At 71.3% G+C, this 16,074-nt stretch carries 10 protein-coding genes and 1 pseudogene; 5 read left to right on the top strand and 6 right to left on the bottom strand.

The annotated features are described in order from the left end of the window. Nucleotides 1-98: 98 nt before the first annotated feature. The 4 genes and pseudogenes from E3T48_RS14025 to E3T48_RS14010 form a co-directional block, all read right to left on the bottom strand. Nucleotides 99-848: pseudogene (locus E3T48_RS14025) on the bottom strand (sulfate/molybdate ABC transporter ATP-binding protein); the annotation flags it as partial. A 58-nt stretch (nucleotides 849-906) separates the two neighbouring features. After that, the gene (locus tag E3T48_RS14020; RefSeq protein WP_241986833.1) at nucleotides 907-1,671 is read right to left on the bottom strand and encodes an ABC transporter permease; all 765 of its coding nucleotides are present in this window, start codon (nucleotides 1,669-1,671) and stop codon (nucleotides 907-909) included. A 58-nt stretch (nucleotides 1,672-1,729) separates the two neighbouring features. Next, on the bottom strand, nucleotides 1,730-2,551 hold the full coding sequence (modA, locus tag E3T48_RS14015; RefSeq protein ID WP_241986829.1) for a molybdate ABC transporter substrate-binding protein: 822 nt from the start codon (nucleotides 2,549-2,551) through the stop codon (nucleotides 1,730-1,732). Then, nucleotides 2,548-2,952 carry a TOBE domain-containing protein gene (locus E3T48_RS14010; protein WP_134524647.1) on the bottom strand — a complete coding sequence of 135 codons (405 nt, stop codon included), beginning with the start codon at nucleotides 2,950-2,952 and terminating at the stop codon, nucleotides 2,548-2,550. Before E3T48_RS14010 ends, modA begins: the two co-directional genes overlap by 4 nt. Nucleotides 2,953-3,066: 114 nt before the next feature. Between E3T48_RS14010 and E3T48_RS14005 the strand changes: the two genes are divergently transcribed. From E3T48_RS14005 to E3T48_RS13995, 3 genes are all read left to right on the top strand, one after another. Continuing rightward, the gene (locus tag E3T48_RS14005) at nucleotides 3,067-3,588 is read left to right on the top strand and encodes a MogA/MoaB family molybdenum cofactor biosynthesis protein (RefSeq protein WP_241986828.1); all 522 of its coding nucleotides are present in this window, start codon (nucleotides 3,067-3,069) and stop codon (nucleotides 3,586-3,588) included. A 159-nt stretch (nucleotides 3,589-3,747) separates the two neighbouring features. Next, nucleotides 3,748-4,608: an FAD binding domain-containing protein gene (locus E3T48_RS14000; RefSeq protein ID WP_134524645.1), complete on the top strand. Its 861-nt coding sequence runs from the start codon at nucleotides 3,748-3,750 to the stop codon at nucleotides 4,606-4,608. Beyond that, nucleotides 4,605-7,406: a molybdopterin-dependent oxidoreductase gene (locus E3T48_RS13995; protein ID WP_134524644.1), complete on the top strand. Its 2,802-nt coding sequence runs from the start codon at nucleotides 4,605-4,607 to the stop codon at nucleotides 7,404-7,406. The genes E3T48_RS14000 and E3T48_RS13995 overlap by 4 nt, the downstream gene beginning before the upstream one ends. Before the next feature lie 170 nt (nucleotides 7,407-7,576). Here the strand turns inward: E3T48_RS13995 and pulA are convergent, their stop codons facing one another. Together pulA and E3T48_RS13985 are read right to left on the bottom strand one after the other, a co-directional pair. After that, the gene (gene pulA, locus E3T48_RS13990; protein WP_134524643.1) at nucleotides 7,577-13,324 is read right to left on the bottom strand and encodes a pullulanase-type alpha-1,6-glucosidase; all 5,748 of its coding nucleotides are present in this window, start codon (nucleotides 13,322-13,324) and stop codon (nucleotides 7,577-7,579) included. Nucleotides 13,325-13,898: 574 nt separating this feature from the next. Further along, a complete protein-coding gene (locus E3T48_RS13985) occupies nucleotides 13,899-14,384 on the bottom strand; it encodes a SixA phosphatase family protein (RefSeq protein WP_134524642.1) in 486 nt (161 codons plus the stop codon). Nucleotides 14,385-14,533: 149 nt separating this feature from the next. Between E3T48_RS13985 and E3T48_RS13980 the strand changes: the two genes are divergently transcribed. Further along, a complete protein-coding gene (locus E3T48_RS13980) occupies nucleotides 14,534-15,256 on the top strand; it encodes a nucleotidyltransferase family protein (protein ID WP_134524641.1) in 723 nt (240 codons plus the stop codon). Nucleotides 15,257-15,339: 83 nt separating this feature from the next. Then, entirely contained in the window at nucleotides 15,340-16,029 is a 690-nt protein-coding gene (locus tag E3T48_RS13975; RefSeq protein WP_338145243.1) for a YoaK family protein, read from the top strand. Nucleotides 16,030-16,074: the final 45 nt, after the last annotated feature.

Genomic DNA, 16,074 nt, shown 5'->3' with positions numbered 1-16,074 from the left:
ACGGTCGCCGGCATCTGATTCTCCTGAATTGGCCACGGGGAGGCGGGAGTTCAGGGGCCGGCGTCCGGGCGAGCAGGGCCGGCGTCCGGGCGAGCAGGGCCAGCGTCCGGGCGAGCAGGGCCGGCAGAGAGGTCGAGGCCGAAGGTCAGGGCGCGGGTGAACTCGGTCTGCGGCCGCGCGAACACGGTGCGCGTCGGGCCCTCCTCCACGATCCGGCCCTGGTCGAGCACGATCACCCGGCTGGCCAGGGCCAGGGCGTCGAGCGGGTCGTGGGTGACCAGGATGACGGACCGGCCGGCCAGCACCCGGTGCAGGAGCCTGCGCTGCGCGGGTACCGCGGCCACATCGAGGGCGGTCATCGGCTCGTCGAGCAGTAGCAGGCGCGGATCCGCCGCGAGGGCCCTGGCCACGGCCACCCGCTGGGCCTGCCCTCCGGAGAGCGCGGTCGGCCGGCGGTCGGCCAGGTCGGCGACCTCGGCCGCTGCCAGCCACTCGTCGGCGATCTCCCGCGACCTGGCCCGGGACTCGCCCGCGCTGCGCGGGCCGAACGCCACGTTGTCCCGCACCGTGAGGTGCGGGAACAGGAGCGGTTCCTGGGCGAGCAGCGCGGTGCCGCGGGCGTGCGGCGGCAGCCAGACCCCCGGGCGGCCCCCGCCCAGGTCGAAGAGCACCCGGCCGGCCAGACTTGCCCGGCCGGCGTCGGGGCGGAGCAGGCCTGCGCTGATCTCGACCACGGTGGACTTGCCGGCCCCGTTGGAGCCCAGCAACGCCACGGTCTCCCCCGGCGCCACGGTGAACGACACGTCGAGTCCGCGCCGGGCGACCACCGCAGCCAGCTCGAACGTCACGAGACCCCCCACGACACGTCGAGTCCGCGCCGGGCGACCACCGCAGCCAGCTCGAACGTCACGACGGGGCCCGCGGCCGGTGCGTCGCGACCATGACCACCACGGCGACGGCGACGAGCACGAGCGCCAGCGCCACCGCGGCATCCGGGTCGGTCTCGCGTTGCAGGTAGATCTCCAGCGGAAGCGTGCGGGTGACGCCCTCGAGGCTGCCGGCGAAGGTGAGGGTCGCGCCGAATTCACCGAGGGCGCGGGCAAAGGCGAGCACGGCGCCGGAGACCAGGCCGGGCAGCACGAGCGGAAGCGTCACCCGCCAGAACACGACGCTGGGAGTGGCGCCGAGGGTGGCGGCGACGGCCTCGTAGCGGGCGCCGGAGGCCCGAAGGGTGGCCTCGACGCTGAGCACGAGGAACGGCAGGGCGACAAAGGTCTGGGCGAGGACGACGGCGGCGGTCGAGAACGCGATCTGCACTCCAAGAACCTCGAAGGCCTGGCCGAGCAGCCCGCGGCGGCCGAATGTCGACAGCAGGGCGATGCCGCCCACGACGGGCGGCAGCACGAGGGGCAGGAGCACGACGGCGCGCACCAGCCGCTGCCCGGGGAACCGGCTGCGGGCAAGCATCAGGGCCATCGGCACCCCGAGGACCAGGCACAGCACGGTGCTCGCCGCCGCGGTGCGGAGGCTCAGCAGCAGTGCCGCGACCGCGGACGGCGAGGTGACCAGGCTGCCGAAATGGGCCCAGTCCACCCGCGCCGTCATGCCGACGACCGGCAGCACGATGAAGATGGCGCCGAGAGCGGCGATCGCGAGGATCCACCGCGGCACGCCGAGCGTGACCGGCCCGGCCGGTGCGGAGCCGCGGGTCTGTGGCCGCCCCGACGACTCAGGGAGTGCCAAAACCGGCCGCCGAGAGTATCTTCCGGCCGCCCGGGTCGGTGACGAACCGGGCGAAGGATGCCCCGAGCTTCGCCTGCGCACTGCCGGCCACGACCGCGATCGGGTAGCGGTTCACGGCGCGATCCGACTCGGGGAACGGGATCCCGCGGACCGCCCCGCCTGCCGCGGTGACGTCGGTGATGTATACGAGCCCGGCATCCGCTTCGCCCGTGGAGACCTTGCCGAGCACATCGGTGACGGCGTTCTCCTCGCTGACCGGTGCGAGCGTGATGCCGGTCGCCGCCTCGATCTTCGCTGCCGCGGCGCCGCAGGGCACCTGGGGCGCGCAGGCCACCACGGCGACGCCGGGGCGGGCCAGGTCGGCGAAGGTCGCGATGCCGGCCGGGTTGCCGGGCGGCACCGCGATCTCGAGAGTGTTGGTCGCGAAGACCACCGGTTTCCCGGCCACCAGGCCGGCGGCGGCGAGCCTGTCCATGCTCCTGGTGTCGGCGGCCGCGAAGACATCGGCCGGGGCGCCCTCCGTGATCTGGGTGACAAGGTCGGCCGAGCCGGCGAAATTGAGGGTCACCCTGACGCCAGGGTGCGCGGCCTCGAATCGGTCGGCGAGAGCGGTGAACGTGCCGGTCAGGGAGGCCGCGGCGAACACGGTGAGCGTTTCGGACGCGGCGGGCGAGGCGGACGACGAGGCTGCGGCCGACTGAGCTGCCGACGGTGCGCCCGGGGAGCCTCCCTGGCCGGCGCAGCCTGCGGTGAGCCCTGCGGCCGCGAGCAGCACGAGCGCGGCGAGAGGACGGCGGCGCGCCGTCACTGGTGCCCTCTCGGCGTCTCGACGATGACGTTGGTCGCCTTGACCACGGCGACGGCGACGGAACCGGGCACGAGGCCGAGCTCCCGCACGGCCTCCGTGCTCATCAAGGAGACCACCCGGTGCGGGCCGCACTGGAGCTCGACCTGGGACATGACCGGGTCGCTGAGCACGCTGGTCACCAGGCCGACGAAACGGTTGCGCGCCGAGCTGGCCGTGTCGGCCGGGTCGGCCGGCGCGAGCGCGTTCTCCCTGGCCAGCCGGGCCAGGTCGAGGCCGTCGACGACCATGCGCCCCGAGTCGTCGTCGGACGCGGCCAGGATGCCGTTGTCGATCCAGCGGCGCACGGTGTCATCGCTCACCCCGAGGTACCCGGCGGCGTCCCTGATCCGTATCTGCGACATGGAATGCATCTTATTACCGTATCTGCGGTTTCGCTTGCCCGCCCGTCGACGATTCGAGCCGGTCGGAACGGTCGGGCCGGTCGGTGGGGCCGGTCGGTGGGGCAGGATGGAGGCGTGAACGCACCCTCAACGACCCCGATCCGCGTCCCGCACCCGGAGCGCACCGCCCAGGTCATCGTGGCGTCGACGCGCGCGGCGGCGGGAATCTACACCGACCGCACCGGCCCCGTCATCGACGCCTGGCTGATCGACCGCGGCTGGACCGTGCTCGGCCGCCACGTCGTGCCGGACGGCGACCCGGTCGGGGCCGCACTGCGGGCCGCCGTCGACGCCGGCTACGACCTGGTGATCACCACGGGCGGCACCGGCATCAGCCCGCACGACCGCACCCCGGAGCAGACCGCGCCACTGCTCGACCTGGAGCTGCCCGGCCTGATGGAGGAGCTGCGCAGGCGGGGTGCCGCCTCGACGCCCCTGGCCGTGCTCTCCCGCGGCCGGGCCGGAATCGCCCGCGGCCGCACCGTGATCGTGAATCTGCCGGGCTCGAGCGGCGGGGTGCGCGACGGGCTCGACGTGCTCGACAAGGTGCTCGACCACATCCTGGACCAGCTGCACGGCGTCGATCACTCCGCCTGACTCGGCCGATTTCGCGCTATCGTGCCTGCAAACCAGCGGCGGCGACCGCGCCGTTGGTGTGAAGAGGCCGTGAGGATGCGCGTGGGTCACGCGACCCCGCGCTCCCCCGGCTAGGTTCTATCTCAGAAACTTAGCAACTCAGTCTATTGGGGAGAAGCGATGGACCTGAACACCGTTCTGACTCTCACCCCGGCCCGCACCCGCGCCGACCTGGCCGCGCTCGGGCCGACGGTGGCGCCGCTGGCCGGCGGCAGCGACCTGTTCGGCGAGCCGCAGGTGCACCTGACCGGGCTTGTCGACCTGCAGACCCTCGGCTGGGAGCCGCTCACGGTCACCGCCGCCGGCCTGGAGATCGCCGCCACCTGCACCATCGCGGAGCTGTCCCGGCTGCCGGAAGCGATCGGCCGGGTCGCGCATCCGCTCTTCTTCCAGTGCTCCGCCGCTCTCTACGGCTCGTTCAAGATCTGGAACGTGGCCACGGTCGGCGGCAACCTGTGCGCGTCGCTACCGGCCGGGCCGATGACCGCCCTGGCCGCGGCCCTCGACGGTGAGGTCCTCCTCTGGCGCAGCGACGGGAGCGACGAGCGCCTGCCCGCCGTGGATTTCGTGACCGGCAACCAGGCCAATCGGCTGGACCCTGGCGACGTGCTGCGCTCGATCCTCCTCCCGGCGTCGACGCTGGACTCCCGCACGGCCTTCCGCCGGATCGCCCTCTCCCCGCTCGGCCGGTCCGGCACCCTGCTGATCGGCCGGACCGACGCCGACGGGGCCTTCGTGCTCACCGTCACGGCCGGCACCGTCCATCCGGTGCAGCTCCGCTACGACTCCACTCCTTCGGCGAGCGCGCTCGAACGTGACATCGCCGCGATCGACGTCTGGTTCACGGATGCCCACGGCGGCGCCGACTGGCGCCGCGCCGTGAGCGGGGTGCTGGGCGAGGAGATCCGGGCCGAACTCGCGCAGGGCCAGGCCGATCCGGCGTTCTCCTGGGAGGACGCGCGCGAGGAGGTGCGGGCATGAGGCTCGCCGTGAATGGTTCGACGGTCGACGCCCCGGCCGCCCCGGGGCAGTGCCTGCGCTCCTTCCTGCGCCAGCAGGAGCACTTCGAGGTGAAGAAGGGCTGCGACACGGGAGACTGCGGCGCCTGCTCGGTGCTCGTCGACGGCACCCCCGTGCACTCCTGCGTCTTCCCGGCGTTCCGCGCCGAGGACACGGCCGTCACGACGGCGGCCGGGCTGGGCCTGCCCGGCGGTCTCGCGCCGGTGCAGCAGCGCTTCGTGGACGCCGCCGGTTTCCAGTGCGGTTTCTGCACCCCGGGCATGGTCGTGACCGCCTCCACCCTGACCGAGCACGACCACGACGACCTGCCGCGCCTGCTCAAGGGCAATCTGTGTCGCTGCACCGGCTACCGCTCGATCGCGGATGCCATCCGCGGCACCCGCACGCCGACCGACGGCTCCGGCACGGTCGATGCCCCGGCCGATGCCCCGGCCGATGCCCCGGTCGATGCCGACGAAACCCGCGCCGATGCCCGCGCCGACACCCGCACGCCCGTCGGTGCCCCTGCCTCGACTCTCGGCCGGGTGATCCGCACCGGCCGGGTCGGCACGTCCCTGCGCGCCCCGGCGAGCGAACGGATCGTGAGCGGGCAGGAACCGTACACGCTCGACGTCGCCGTGCCGGGCCTCACTCACCTGAGCGTGCTGCGGAGCCCGCACGCCCACGCGCGCATCCGTTCGATCGACACCCGCGCGGCCGCCGCCCTGCCCGGCGTTCACGCCGTGCTCAGCCACGCCGACTCCCCCGCCACCCTTTTCTCCACCGCCCGGCACGAGGACCGGCTCGACGACCCGGACGACAGCCTCGTCTTCGACCGGGTGCTGCGGTTCCGCGGCCAGCGGGTCGCGGCGGTCGTCGCCGACACCGTGGCGATCGCCGAGGCAGCCTGCCGGCTGATACACGTCGACTACGAGCCGCTGCCCGCGGTCTTCGACCCGGACGAGGCGCTCCTCCCGGGGGCCGCCCTCGTGCACGGAGACAAGGATGCCGCCGAGAGCCGCCTGGCCGACCCCGGGCGCAACCTCGTCGCCGAGTTGCACGGCGAGCACGGTGACATCGAGGCCGGCCTGGCCGACGCCACCCGGCTCGTCACCGGCAGCTGGCAGACCCAGCGGGTGGCGCACACCCATCTGGAGACCCATGCCACGATCGGCTGGCTCGAGGACGACCGTCTGGTACTGCGCACGAGCTCGCAGGTGCCGTTCCTGGTGCACCGGGAGATCTGCCGCCTGTTCGAGCTCGACCCGGCCGATGTGCGGGTGTTCACCGCCCGGGTCGGCGGAGGGTTCGGCGGCAAACAGGAGATCCTCACCGAGGACGTCGTCACCCTCGCCGTTCTGCGGACCGGGCGCCCGGTGCAGTACGAGTTCAGCCGCGCCGACGAGCTGACCGCGGCGCCGGTCCGTCACCCGATGCGGGTGCAGGTCACCGTCGGCGCGACCGATGACGGCCGGCTCACCGCGCTCAAGCTCGGCGTGCTCGCCGACACCGGCGCCTATGGCAACCACGGCCCCGGTGTGATGTTCCACGGCACCTCGGAGTCGGTCAGCCTCTACTCGGTGCCGAACAAGCGGGTGGATGCCCAGAGCGTGTACACGAACAACCTCCCCTCCGGCGCGTTCCGCGGCTACGGACTCGGCCAGGTGATCTTCGGGGTCGAGTCGGCCATCGACGACCTCGCCCGAGACCTCGGGATGAACCCGTTCGACCTGCGCCGGCTCAACTGCGTCGGCCCCGCCGACCCGCTCGTGGTGACCCAGGTGGAGGGCGCCGACCTCATCTTCGGCAGCTATGGCCTCGACCAGTGCCTCGACCTGGCCCAGGCCGCGCTCGAGCGCGGCAACGGCGTGCCGTCGCCAGAGGGCCCGGAGTGGCAGGTCGGCGAGGGGATGGCGACCGCGATGATCGCCACCATGCCGCCCCGCGGGCACTTCGCGCACGCCTCGGTGACCCTCGAACCGACCGGCCGGTACACCGTGCGGGTCGGCACGGCCGAGTTCGGCAACGGAACGACCACCGTGCACGCCCAGCTCGCGGCGACGGCCTTGAACACGGACCCCGACCTGATCGACATCCTGCACTCCGACACCGACGCCTCCGGCTATGACACGGGCGCGTTCGGTTCGGCCGGGGTTGTCGTCGCCGGCAAGGCCGTGCTGCGCGCGGCGACGCGCCTGGCGGAGAAACTTCGCACCGGCACCGCCGGGCCCGCTCCCGTGAGCGCCGAAGCCGAGGAGGACGGCGCGAGGCGTTCGGTCGCGTTCAACGTGCAGGCGTTCCGGGTGGCGGTGTCCAGCCTCACCGGCGAGGTGCGCATCCTGCAGTCGATCCAGGCCGCGGATGCCGGCGTCGTGATGAACCCCGAGCAGTGCCGGGGCCAGGTCGAGGGTGGGGTTGCCCAGGCGATCGGCTCGTCGCTGTTCGAGGAGGTCATCCTCGACGGGGCCGGCACGGTCACCACCGGCGTGCTGCGCAACTACCACATCCCCCTGCTCGCCGACCTGCCGGTGACCGAGGTGTACTTCGCCGAGACGACGGATGCGCTCGGCCCGTTCGGCGCGAAGTCGATGAGCGAGTCGCCCTACAACCCGGTCGCCCCGGCCCTGGCCAATGCGGTGCGCGACGCCATCGGCATCCGCCCCTACGAGCTGCCGATGTCCCGCGACCGGATCTGGCGCCTGATGCACCCCGGTGAGGTCTCGACAGGCTCGACCACCGCGGTGATTGAGCCCGCCGAAATCACGCCGGCACCGCGGTGATTGAGCCCGTCGAAATCACGCCGGCACGGGTCTCGACAAGCTCGACCACCGGTACCTGAGCTCGACCACCGCGGTGATTGAGCCCGTCGAAATCACGCCGGCGCGGGTCTCGACAAGCTCGACCACCGGCACCGCGGCCCGACCACCGCGGCCCGACCACCGGGGTTCGACTACCTTCTCCCCGACTTCTTCTGGTCGTCGACGAGAACGGCCACGGTGCGGGCAGGCACGGTGACCGTGCCGGTGGCCGCAGCCCACGTGGTGGTCTTGACCGAGGCATCCGCGCCCTTCGCCTGGATGGCGCTGAGCGTGTAGGTCTTCCCGGCCAGGTCCGCCAGTCGAATGGTCTGCGGCTCAGGGCTCGCGTTGAACACCGTGAGCACCCCATCGAGCTTGCGGTCGACGTCGGCACCGACGGTGTCGTCGATACTCATCACGATCACCCCCGGGGTCGCCGCGGTCCCGGCGGCCGGGAAGGTCAGCTTCTGCTTGATCAGTTTCGCGTCGCCGAGCCGGAACAGCCCGGTCGACTGCTTGAGCCGGAGCAGATCCTGCGCCTGGTTCGACGCGGCCGCAATGTCGCCCGGGGTCGGAACGAGCGCCGGGTCCTCCAGCAACGGCCGCTGGATGTCCCACTTGTCCTTGTTCGCGGCCGCCGACGGCAGACCCACCCCGAAGTTGTTCGTCTGGCCGGTCCAGTCGATCCGGTTGAACCAGTCGCCCGCGTTGTAGCTGTCCCGGTCAAGCGACTTGGAGCGGAGCAGGTCGGTGCCGGCGTGCCAGAGCGACGGCGACTGGGAGAGGGTCGCGGTGGCCAGGGAGAGGGTGTTCATCCGCACCCGGTCGGCCATCGCGCTGTCGGCCGGCATCTTGAGCGCGAGCAGGTCGAAGAGCGTCTCGTTGTCGTGCGCGTCGACGTAATTGATCACCTCGTCGGGCTGGTCGGCGTAACCGGCCGGGGAACCGTTGTAGTCGAGCTGGTCGCCGCGTTTCACGGTGCCGTCGCTGGTCACGAAGCTGAAGTCCCTCAGGTTCGCGGCGAGTCCGAGTCGCACCAGGTCGCTCGCCTGGGCCAGCTTGGCAAGCGCCTGCTCCGGGGTGCCGTTGATCGCCGCGCCGTTCGAGTCGGTGCCGAGCCCGGTGCCGAAGCCCTGCTGCTGCGCGGTGCCGCCGTCGACGGGGCTGCCGCCGTGCACGGCGTCGCGCAGCCGGTCGTTGAAGGTGCCGATGCCGGTGCCGCCGAGCTGGCCCTGCGTCGCCTGCTCGAACAGCGCGTTGTTCGCCACCTCGCCGAAGTTCCAACCCTCGCCGTAGAGGTAGATCGACTTGCCGTCTACGCCGTCCTTCTTCTCGGTGAGCGTGTTCAGCGCACGCCGCACGTTCAGCAGGTTCTCCTTCGAGTGGTGACCCATCAGGTCGAATCGGAAGCCGTCGACCCGGTATTCCCTCGCCCAGAGCACGACCGAGTCGACCATGAGCCGTTCGGCCATCCGGTGCTCGGTGGCCACGTTCTGGCAGCAGGTCGAGGTCTCGACCGCGCCCAACGGGTTCAACCGGTGGTAGTAGCCGGGCACGACCTTGTCGAGCACGGACTTGGCGGTCTGGCCGCTCGCCGCGGTGTGGTTGTAGACCTCGTCGAGCACGACCTGCAGGCCGTCCTCGTGCAGGGCGCCCACCATGCTGCGGAACTCGGCCACCCGGCCTCCGCCCCGCGGGTTCACCGCGTAGGAGCCCTCCGGCGCCTGGAAGTGCAGCGGGTCGTAGCCCCAGTTGAAGCCGTCGGCGTCGGCGGTGGCCTGCACACAGGCCTGCTGCTCCGGCGAGGCCGGCCCGAACGAGGCGAGGTCGCAGGCCGGCACGGCCTGCTTGCTCCGGTCTTCCTCGATCGTGGCGATGTCGAAGGTCGGCAGGAGGTGCACGGTGTTCAGGCCGGCATCCGCCAGCTCGGCGAGGTGCCGGGTGCCGGCGCTGTCCACGCCGAAGGCGCCGTAGGTTCCGCGGAGCGGCTCCGGCACGGTGTCGTCGGAGATCGAGAAGTCACGAACGTGCAGCTCGTAGATCGATCGGTCGACGGGGTTGTCGATCTCTGGCGACTCCGCCTTCTCCCACTTCTTCGGCCGGTACTTCCGGTCGGCCAGGTCGACGAAGACCGATCGGGTCGAGTTGGTGGTCAGGGCAACCGAGTACGGGTCGGTGACCTGGTTGACCTCGATCTTGCCGGTGGTCGGCGCGAAGACCGTGACCTCGAAGACGAAGGATGCATCGGCCCAGCCCTTCGCTCCGGTCACCGTCCAGGTGCCGTCGGCCTGGCGGTTCAGGGCGACCCGCTCGAGTTCGGCGGCGTCGCCGGCGGTCCAGGCGAGCAGGTCCACCTTCTGGGCGGTCGGCGCCCAGACCGCGACGGTCGGCCGTTTCTTCGACCAGGTCACGCCGAGCGGGCGGGAGGCGGCGGCATCCGCGTAGAGGTCGTCGAGCACGCCGGGCAGCTGCACCCCGGTGAGCGCGCTCAGCACTCCGTCGGCACCGGCCTGGCTGACCTGCAGCTGGGTGGTGAGCAGACGCTCGATGCCTGCCCGGTCGGTGCCGACCGGGCGCAACACGACGGAGTTCGCCAGCGCGGGAAACGCCTTCTTCTGCGCGTCGGTCAGGCCCGCCTTGTCGTAGGCGAGCTTCACGGTGTCGCCGCCGGTCACAGCCCCGTCGGCGAGTGCCAGGGTGGCATCCGGTGAGGTGTTCAGGGCGTAGACGAGATCGGCCGGATCGGCGTTCACCGGCAGCAGGTCCCGCGGCCAGGCCAGCGTCTTCTCGCTCAGCCAGTGCGCGCGCTGCTGACCGGTGCCGGCGAGCGGCGGGTCTGTCGCTTGGATGGTGAGCACATGGCTGGCCAGGTCGTAGCTGAACGTGGTCTGCTTTCCCTCGGTCACGCTGAAGCCGATGTTGGCGCCGTTCGGCACGCCGTTCGCGCCGTAGTTCTCGTCCCAGCCGAGATTGTGCGCGGCCTTGGCCTCGTAGCTGCCGGTGGGCAGGGTGCTGGTGCTCCAGGTGAGGATGCCGTCACCGTCGATGTCCTGCAGCCAGGTGGCGAGGCAGTCGGGTTTCCAGTCTCCGGGGCACCCTGCCTCCTCCTGGAAGGAGCCGGCCGCCACGACGATCGGGCCCTGAGCGGTGTTCTGGAAGAAGTTGCTGCGCGGGTCGAAGTAGAACGTCACCGGTCCGCCCGGTGCGGTGAAGGCGACGTTCGCGCCGTTCGGCACGCCGCCCGCACCGTAGTTGACGTCCCAGGAGCCGTTGATCGCGATCTTGTACTCGTAGGCGCCGGCCGGAAGGTCGAAGGTGCCGGCGTAGATGCCGTCGGCGCGCTTGGTGAGCTTCGCGGCCTCGCAGCCGGGCTGCCAGTCGCCCGCGCAGCCGATCTCCGAGTCGAGGTTGCCGGCGACCGTGACCATGTCGATGGCGGGCGTCGGCGTGCCGGTGTCGGCAAGGGAAACGGTGTTGCCCACCGAGGCGAAGGTGGAGGCGGCGGCGCGCTGGCCGGCGGCATCCGTGGTCACCGCACGGTACTCGACCAGGGTGCCCTTGGCGAGGCCGGCCGTGTCGTGGAACACCCGGGGGGTGGTGTCCTCCGCGGTGCCGAGGGCGGTCCAGTCCGGGGAGCCGACCACGCGCCAGGCGAAGCCGGTCTCTGCCCAGGTGCCCTCGTCGACCGCGGCGGCCACGGGTGAGACTCCGGATACGCCGGCGCCGGCCTTCGGGGCGGCGACCGTGATCGCTGTGGCCGCGCTCGGCGCCGTGACCGGGCGGTCGGCGACGAGCACGACCGAGCCGAGGGCGGGCACGGTCACCGAGAGCTCGCCGGTGGCGGTGGCGGTGCCCGGCGTACCGGCTCCGTAGAGCACGGAGAAGGCCGCGTTCTTGGTGAGGGTCGGCACCGTGACCGTCTTGGCGGTGGCCGAGTTGTTCACGGCGACGAGGTGCTCGATCTTCGCGGTGCGGTCGACCCGGCTGAAGGCGTAGATGCCGGCTCCGGTGTCGGTGTAGCGCTCGATCTGGGCGCCGGTGGCCAGGGCGGGGTTGTTCCTCCGGAGCGCGGAGAGGGCGCTGATGTGGGTGTAGAGCGGGGCATCCGTGCCGAAGCGGTCGACCGACCCGGCCGTCTCCCCCGTGATCAGCGGCTGGTTCGTGTAGTCGGTGACCTGGCTGGCGAACAGGGACTGGCGGGCGTCCTTGTCGCCGCCGGTGCCGGCGAAGCCCTGCTCGTCGCCGTAGTAGACGACGGGCTGGCCGCGGGTGAGGTACATGAGATCGTGGGCGAGCTTGTCCCGCTGCACCGGGGAGTCGGTGCTCTTGAGGAAGGAGCCGATCCGGCCCATGTCGTGGTTGCCGAGGAAGGTCGGCAGGGCGTAGGCGTTGGAGTCGGGGGTGGTGTACCGGTCGTCGCCGGCATACAGCTGGCTGAGGCCCTTGGCGGAGTTGCCGGCCGCGAAGCTCGTGGCCTGCGATTGGAAGCCGAAGTCGAGAACCGAACTGAGGTCGGTCTTCCGCACGTAGGGGGAGGTCTTGGCGGCATCCGCGTCGTAGACCTCGCCGAACATGAAGAAGTCGGGCTTGCCCTTGGCGCGGGCGTAGTCGCGCACGGCGGTGGACCAGGTCTGCCAGAACTCGAGGTTCACGTGCTTGACGGTGTCGATGCGGAAGCCGTCGATGCCGAGGTCGACCCAGGTCTTGTAGATGTCGATGAAGCCGTTCACGACGGCCGGGTTCTCGGTCATCAGGTCGTCGAGGCCGGAGAAGTCACCGTCGAGCGCGCTCTCGCCCTCGAAGGTCGAGTCGCCGCGGTTGTGGTAGAGCGTGGGGTCGTTCAGCCAGGCCGGCACCTTGCGGTTCGCGTTGGCCGGAGTCAGGGTCGGCGTGTACGGGAACGAGGTCGTGTCGAGCACGGGGAAGTCGGGCGTGCCTGCGTAGTCGGCCGGGTCGAAGGCGACGCCGGCCGCGGTCGTGTACGGCGAGGTGGCCTTGTCGATGTAGCTGTACTTCTTCTCCGCGTAGTCGATCAGGTCGGCGGTGTGGTTGGTGATGATGTCGAAGTAGACCTTGATGCCGCGGGCGTGCGCGTCGGCGATGAGCGCCTCGAGTTCGGCGTTCGTGCCGAGGTGCGGGTCGATCCTGGTGAAGTCGGTGATCCAGTAGCCGTGGTAGCCGGCCGAGGCGTTCACGCCGACGCCCTGGACCGGGTTGTTCATGAATGACGGTGTCAGCCAGAGGGCGCTCGTGCCGAGCCCCTGGATGTAGTCGAGGGAGGAGCGGAGACCCGCGAGGTCGCCGCCGTTGTAGAAGCCCTTGTTGGTCGGGTCGAAGCCGGAGACCTGCGGATCGGCGCCGAGACCGGCGGTGTTGTTGGTCGGGTCGCCGTCCTTGAACCGGTCGGTCATCACGAAGTAGAACTGCTCGTCGCTGCCGGGTTCGCGGATGGGGGCGGCCGCGAGCGGGGCATCCGTCTGGGAGTATGGCCCTTCAAGGGAGAGCGCCTCCAGGCCGACCCGCTTCTTCGCGAGGTCGAAGGTGAAACGCAGGGTGCTGTCGCCGGCGATGGTCAGCGGGATGTTGTCCGCTCCGCCGTCGAGCCCGTAGGCGACGTCCCAGGTGTCGTTGAGGGCCACCTTGTAGTCGTAGCTGCCCGCGGGGAGGGTGAACTCGGCCGCCCAGATCCCGTCGGTCCCGGTCGGGGCGAGCTCGGTGGCGGCGCAGCTCGGTTGCCAGTCTTCGGTGCAGCCGAGTTCGTTCTGGAGGCTGCCGGCGAGGGCGACGGTCGGCGTGGCCGCTGCGGCGGCGATCGGGGCGAAGACGAGGCCGGAGACGATGATCGCCCCGGAGCCGATCGTGGCCAGGATTCGGCGTGCGGCGGTGCGATTGGTCAGCATTGACTCTCCCCGTTCGGCGCGGTGCTGCGCAAAGGACAACGGGTCAGACGCTACTCCGCGCCACACCGATCCTGCAAGCGTTTACATGTTTTTGGTCACGGATTTGTCCGATTCGACCGAATCGCGGGAAACACCCCTCATCAGAGAGCCAAATCCCCGCATTTCGGCCAGCCCGCATCGTGCAAACGTTTGCACACTTTGTGCGACGCCATCGGCATCCACCCCGGCGAATTGGCCAGGTCGACGAGCTCGACCACCGGCGGTCGAGCCTGTCCGGTGATTAAGCCTGTCCGGTGAGTGAGCCCGTCCGGTGATTGAGCCTGTCGAAATCATGGCGACTCGGTCTCGACGCGCTCGACCACCGGAACTCGACCCCGTCCGGTGATTAAGCCTGTCCGGTGATTGAGCCCCTCCGGTGATTGAGCCTGTCGAAATCACGCCACCGGGTCTCGACGAGCTCGACCACCGGTCACGCGCACTCGGTCCCGGAGGGCAAGCCCTGTTCGCGCCGAGCGTGGTCAGCCCACTGAGCCGACTCCAACCGCCGACGCCGATGCCGATGCCGATGCCGACTCTATTCCGCCGGGGGCCTGCCCGAGGCGCGAAGCACCGCCGGGAAGCGACCGGCGTCCGTCCACGGGCCGGCCAGGCCGATCACCGCGATCGCCGAGGTCGGCATGGGCACGGACTCCCCGGTCAGCAGCGAGGCCAGGTTCTCGATCCCCGGGTTGTGGCCGACCAGCACGACGATGCCGGCGTGGTCCGGCAGGTCGCGCAGCACACCGAGCAGTTGCCCGGCCGACGCGGCATAGGCGCGGTCGTCGACCTGGGTCGGCGGCACGGCGTCGAGCTCCGCCGAGACCAGTTCCCAGGTGCTGCGTGCCCGGTTCGCCGGCGAGACGACCGCGAGGTCGATGACAGGGATGCTGCGGGCCAGCCACTTCCCGGCGCGCGGCGCCTGGTGGCGGCCCCGGCCGTTGAGGGGACGGTCGATGTCGGCCTCGTCGCCCGACCAGTCGGACTTGGCGTGCCGGAGCAGGATCAGCGTGCGCTCAGCCATGAGCGGCTGCCCGTTGGGGCGCTGCCCCGTGGAGAGACGGCCCGTGAATCGACAACCCGTTGCGCTGTTGCACCATCCCCACAGTCTGCCACCGATGGCTCGGCCCCAGTCCGGCAACGAGAGGCCAGGGTCGGCCTACGATGGCAGGCATGACGCCCATCGCTGCCCCTGTTGCCGGCCTCGTGCTCGCCGCCGGCGCCGGCTCCCGGTATGGCCGGCCGAAGGCGCTCGCAGTCACGTGCGAGGGTCGGTCCTGGCTGGTCAGGGCCGTCGAAACCCTTGCCTCCGCCGGTTGCTACCCGGTGATCGTCGTGCTCGGGGCCGGGGCCGACGAGGCGGAGGCGCTGCTCGGCCGCTATCGGCCGGGCGAACTGGTGCTCTCGCGGGCCGAGGACTGGGCCGGCGGGCTCTCCGCCTCGCTCAAGGCGGGGCTGCGCGCGGCGACGGCGCTCGGCCCCGGTCCGCTCGCCGTGGCCGTCGTCCCGGTCGACGTGCCCGGGCTGACCGAGGCCACGGTCCGGCGACTGATCGGCCCTGGGGCCGCCGGAGCCGCACCCGACGGCCCGGCACCCATCGGCCCGGCAGCCATCGGCCCGGACAGCCTGAGGCAGGCCTGTTTCGAGGGCCGGCCGGGGCATCCGGTCGTGATCGGGCGCGCGCACTGGGCCGACCTGATCGCCTCGGTCAGTGGAGACACCGGGGCCCGTCCCTACCTGCTCGCACACCAGGCCGTGCCGGTGGAATGCGGCGATCTGGAGACCGGCGCCGACATCGATGTGAACATCGACGTGAACATCGACGTGAACATCGACGCCGGGTTTGAACGTGATGCCGACGCCGGCGGGGCCCCCGGGAATCCGCGCGATCGGTGACTCCCGGGCGGCATCCGTGGAATCATGGGGGTTCCCGCGCCCGCCGCCGCGTTCCCCGGCCGTCACCGCTTCCTAAGGATCCCGTGCTCGAGACACTCCGCCGCCACCCCGCGAACCTGCACCTGGGGCTCATGCTCGCGCTCACCTTCTCCACCGGCGTGGCGGATGCCGTGGGCTACCTCGGCCTGGACCGGGTGTTCACCGGCAACATGACCGGCAACGTCGTGATCCTCGGCATGGCCCTGGCCGGGGCGAACAACCTGCCGGTCGCCGGCCCGCTGCTCGCGCTGTTCACGTTCATGCTCGGCGCCGCCGTCGGCGGGCGGGTGCTGCGACCGGTCGCGATCGGTTGGACGACGCACGCCAGCGTGCTCTTCGGCGTGCAGGGTCTGGTCATGGCCGCCCTCTCGATCGCCCTGTTCCTCGGCGGCGGCCGGCCGCCGGCCCCCTTCGACCTCGTGATCACGGGCTTCCTCGCCGCGGTGATGGGCCTGCAGGCGTCGATCGCCCGCCACATCGGGGTGAAGGACGTGACCACGGTGGTGGTCACCTCGACCATCACGGGCTTCGCCGCCGACTCCCGGCTCGGCGGCGGCAAGGGCCAGCCCTGGTTCCGCCGGCTCGCCGCCATCGTGCTGATCGGCGCCGGCGCCGCGGTCGGCGCCCTGCTGCTGATGGCGCACATCGGTTGGGGGGTCGCCCTGTCGGCGGTGATCACCCTGGTCGTCACGGCGCTCGGCCACGCGGCCGGCCGGCCGCATCACGCGCCCTGACCCGGCCCGGACGATGCGGAGGCGGATCGCGGCTTGGACTCGGTG

Source organism: Cryobacterium fucosi, assembly GCF_004403515.1.
GTDB classification, from domain to species: domain Bacteria; phylum Actinomycetota; class Actinomycetes; order Actinomycetales; family Microbacteriaceae; genus Cryobacterium; species Cryobacterium fucosi.
Note: the sequence above shows the minus strand (reverse complement) of the source record. Positions and strands in the feature narration are given on the sequence as shown.

Coding starts and splice junctions, on each gene's coding strand:
- E3T48_RS13995 (WP_134524644.1), top strand. CDS start 4,605: ATGAGGCTCGCCGTGAATGGTTCGACGGTCGACGCCCCGGCCGCCCCG.
- E3T48_RS14010 (WP_134524647.1), bottom strand. CDS start 2,952: ATGTCGCAGATACGGATCAGGGACGCCGCCGGGTACCTCGGGGTGAGC.
- pulA (WP_134524643.1), bottom strand. CDS start 13,324: ATGCTGACCAATCGCACCGCCGCACGCCGAATCCTGGCCACGATCGGC.
- E3T48_RS14000 (WP_134524645.1), top strand. CDS start 3,748: ATGGACCTGAACACCGTTCTGACTCTCACCCCGGCCCGCACCCGCGCC.
- E3T48_RS13980 (WP_134524641.1), top strand. CDS start 14,534: ATGACGCCCATCGCTGCCCCTGTTGCCGGCCTCGTGCTCGCCGCCGGC.
- E3T48_RS13985 (WP_134524642.1), bottom strand. CDS start 14,384: ATGGCTGAGCGCACGCTGATCCTGCTCCGGCACGCCAAGTCCGACTGG.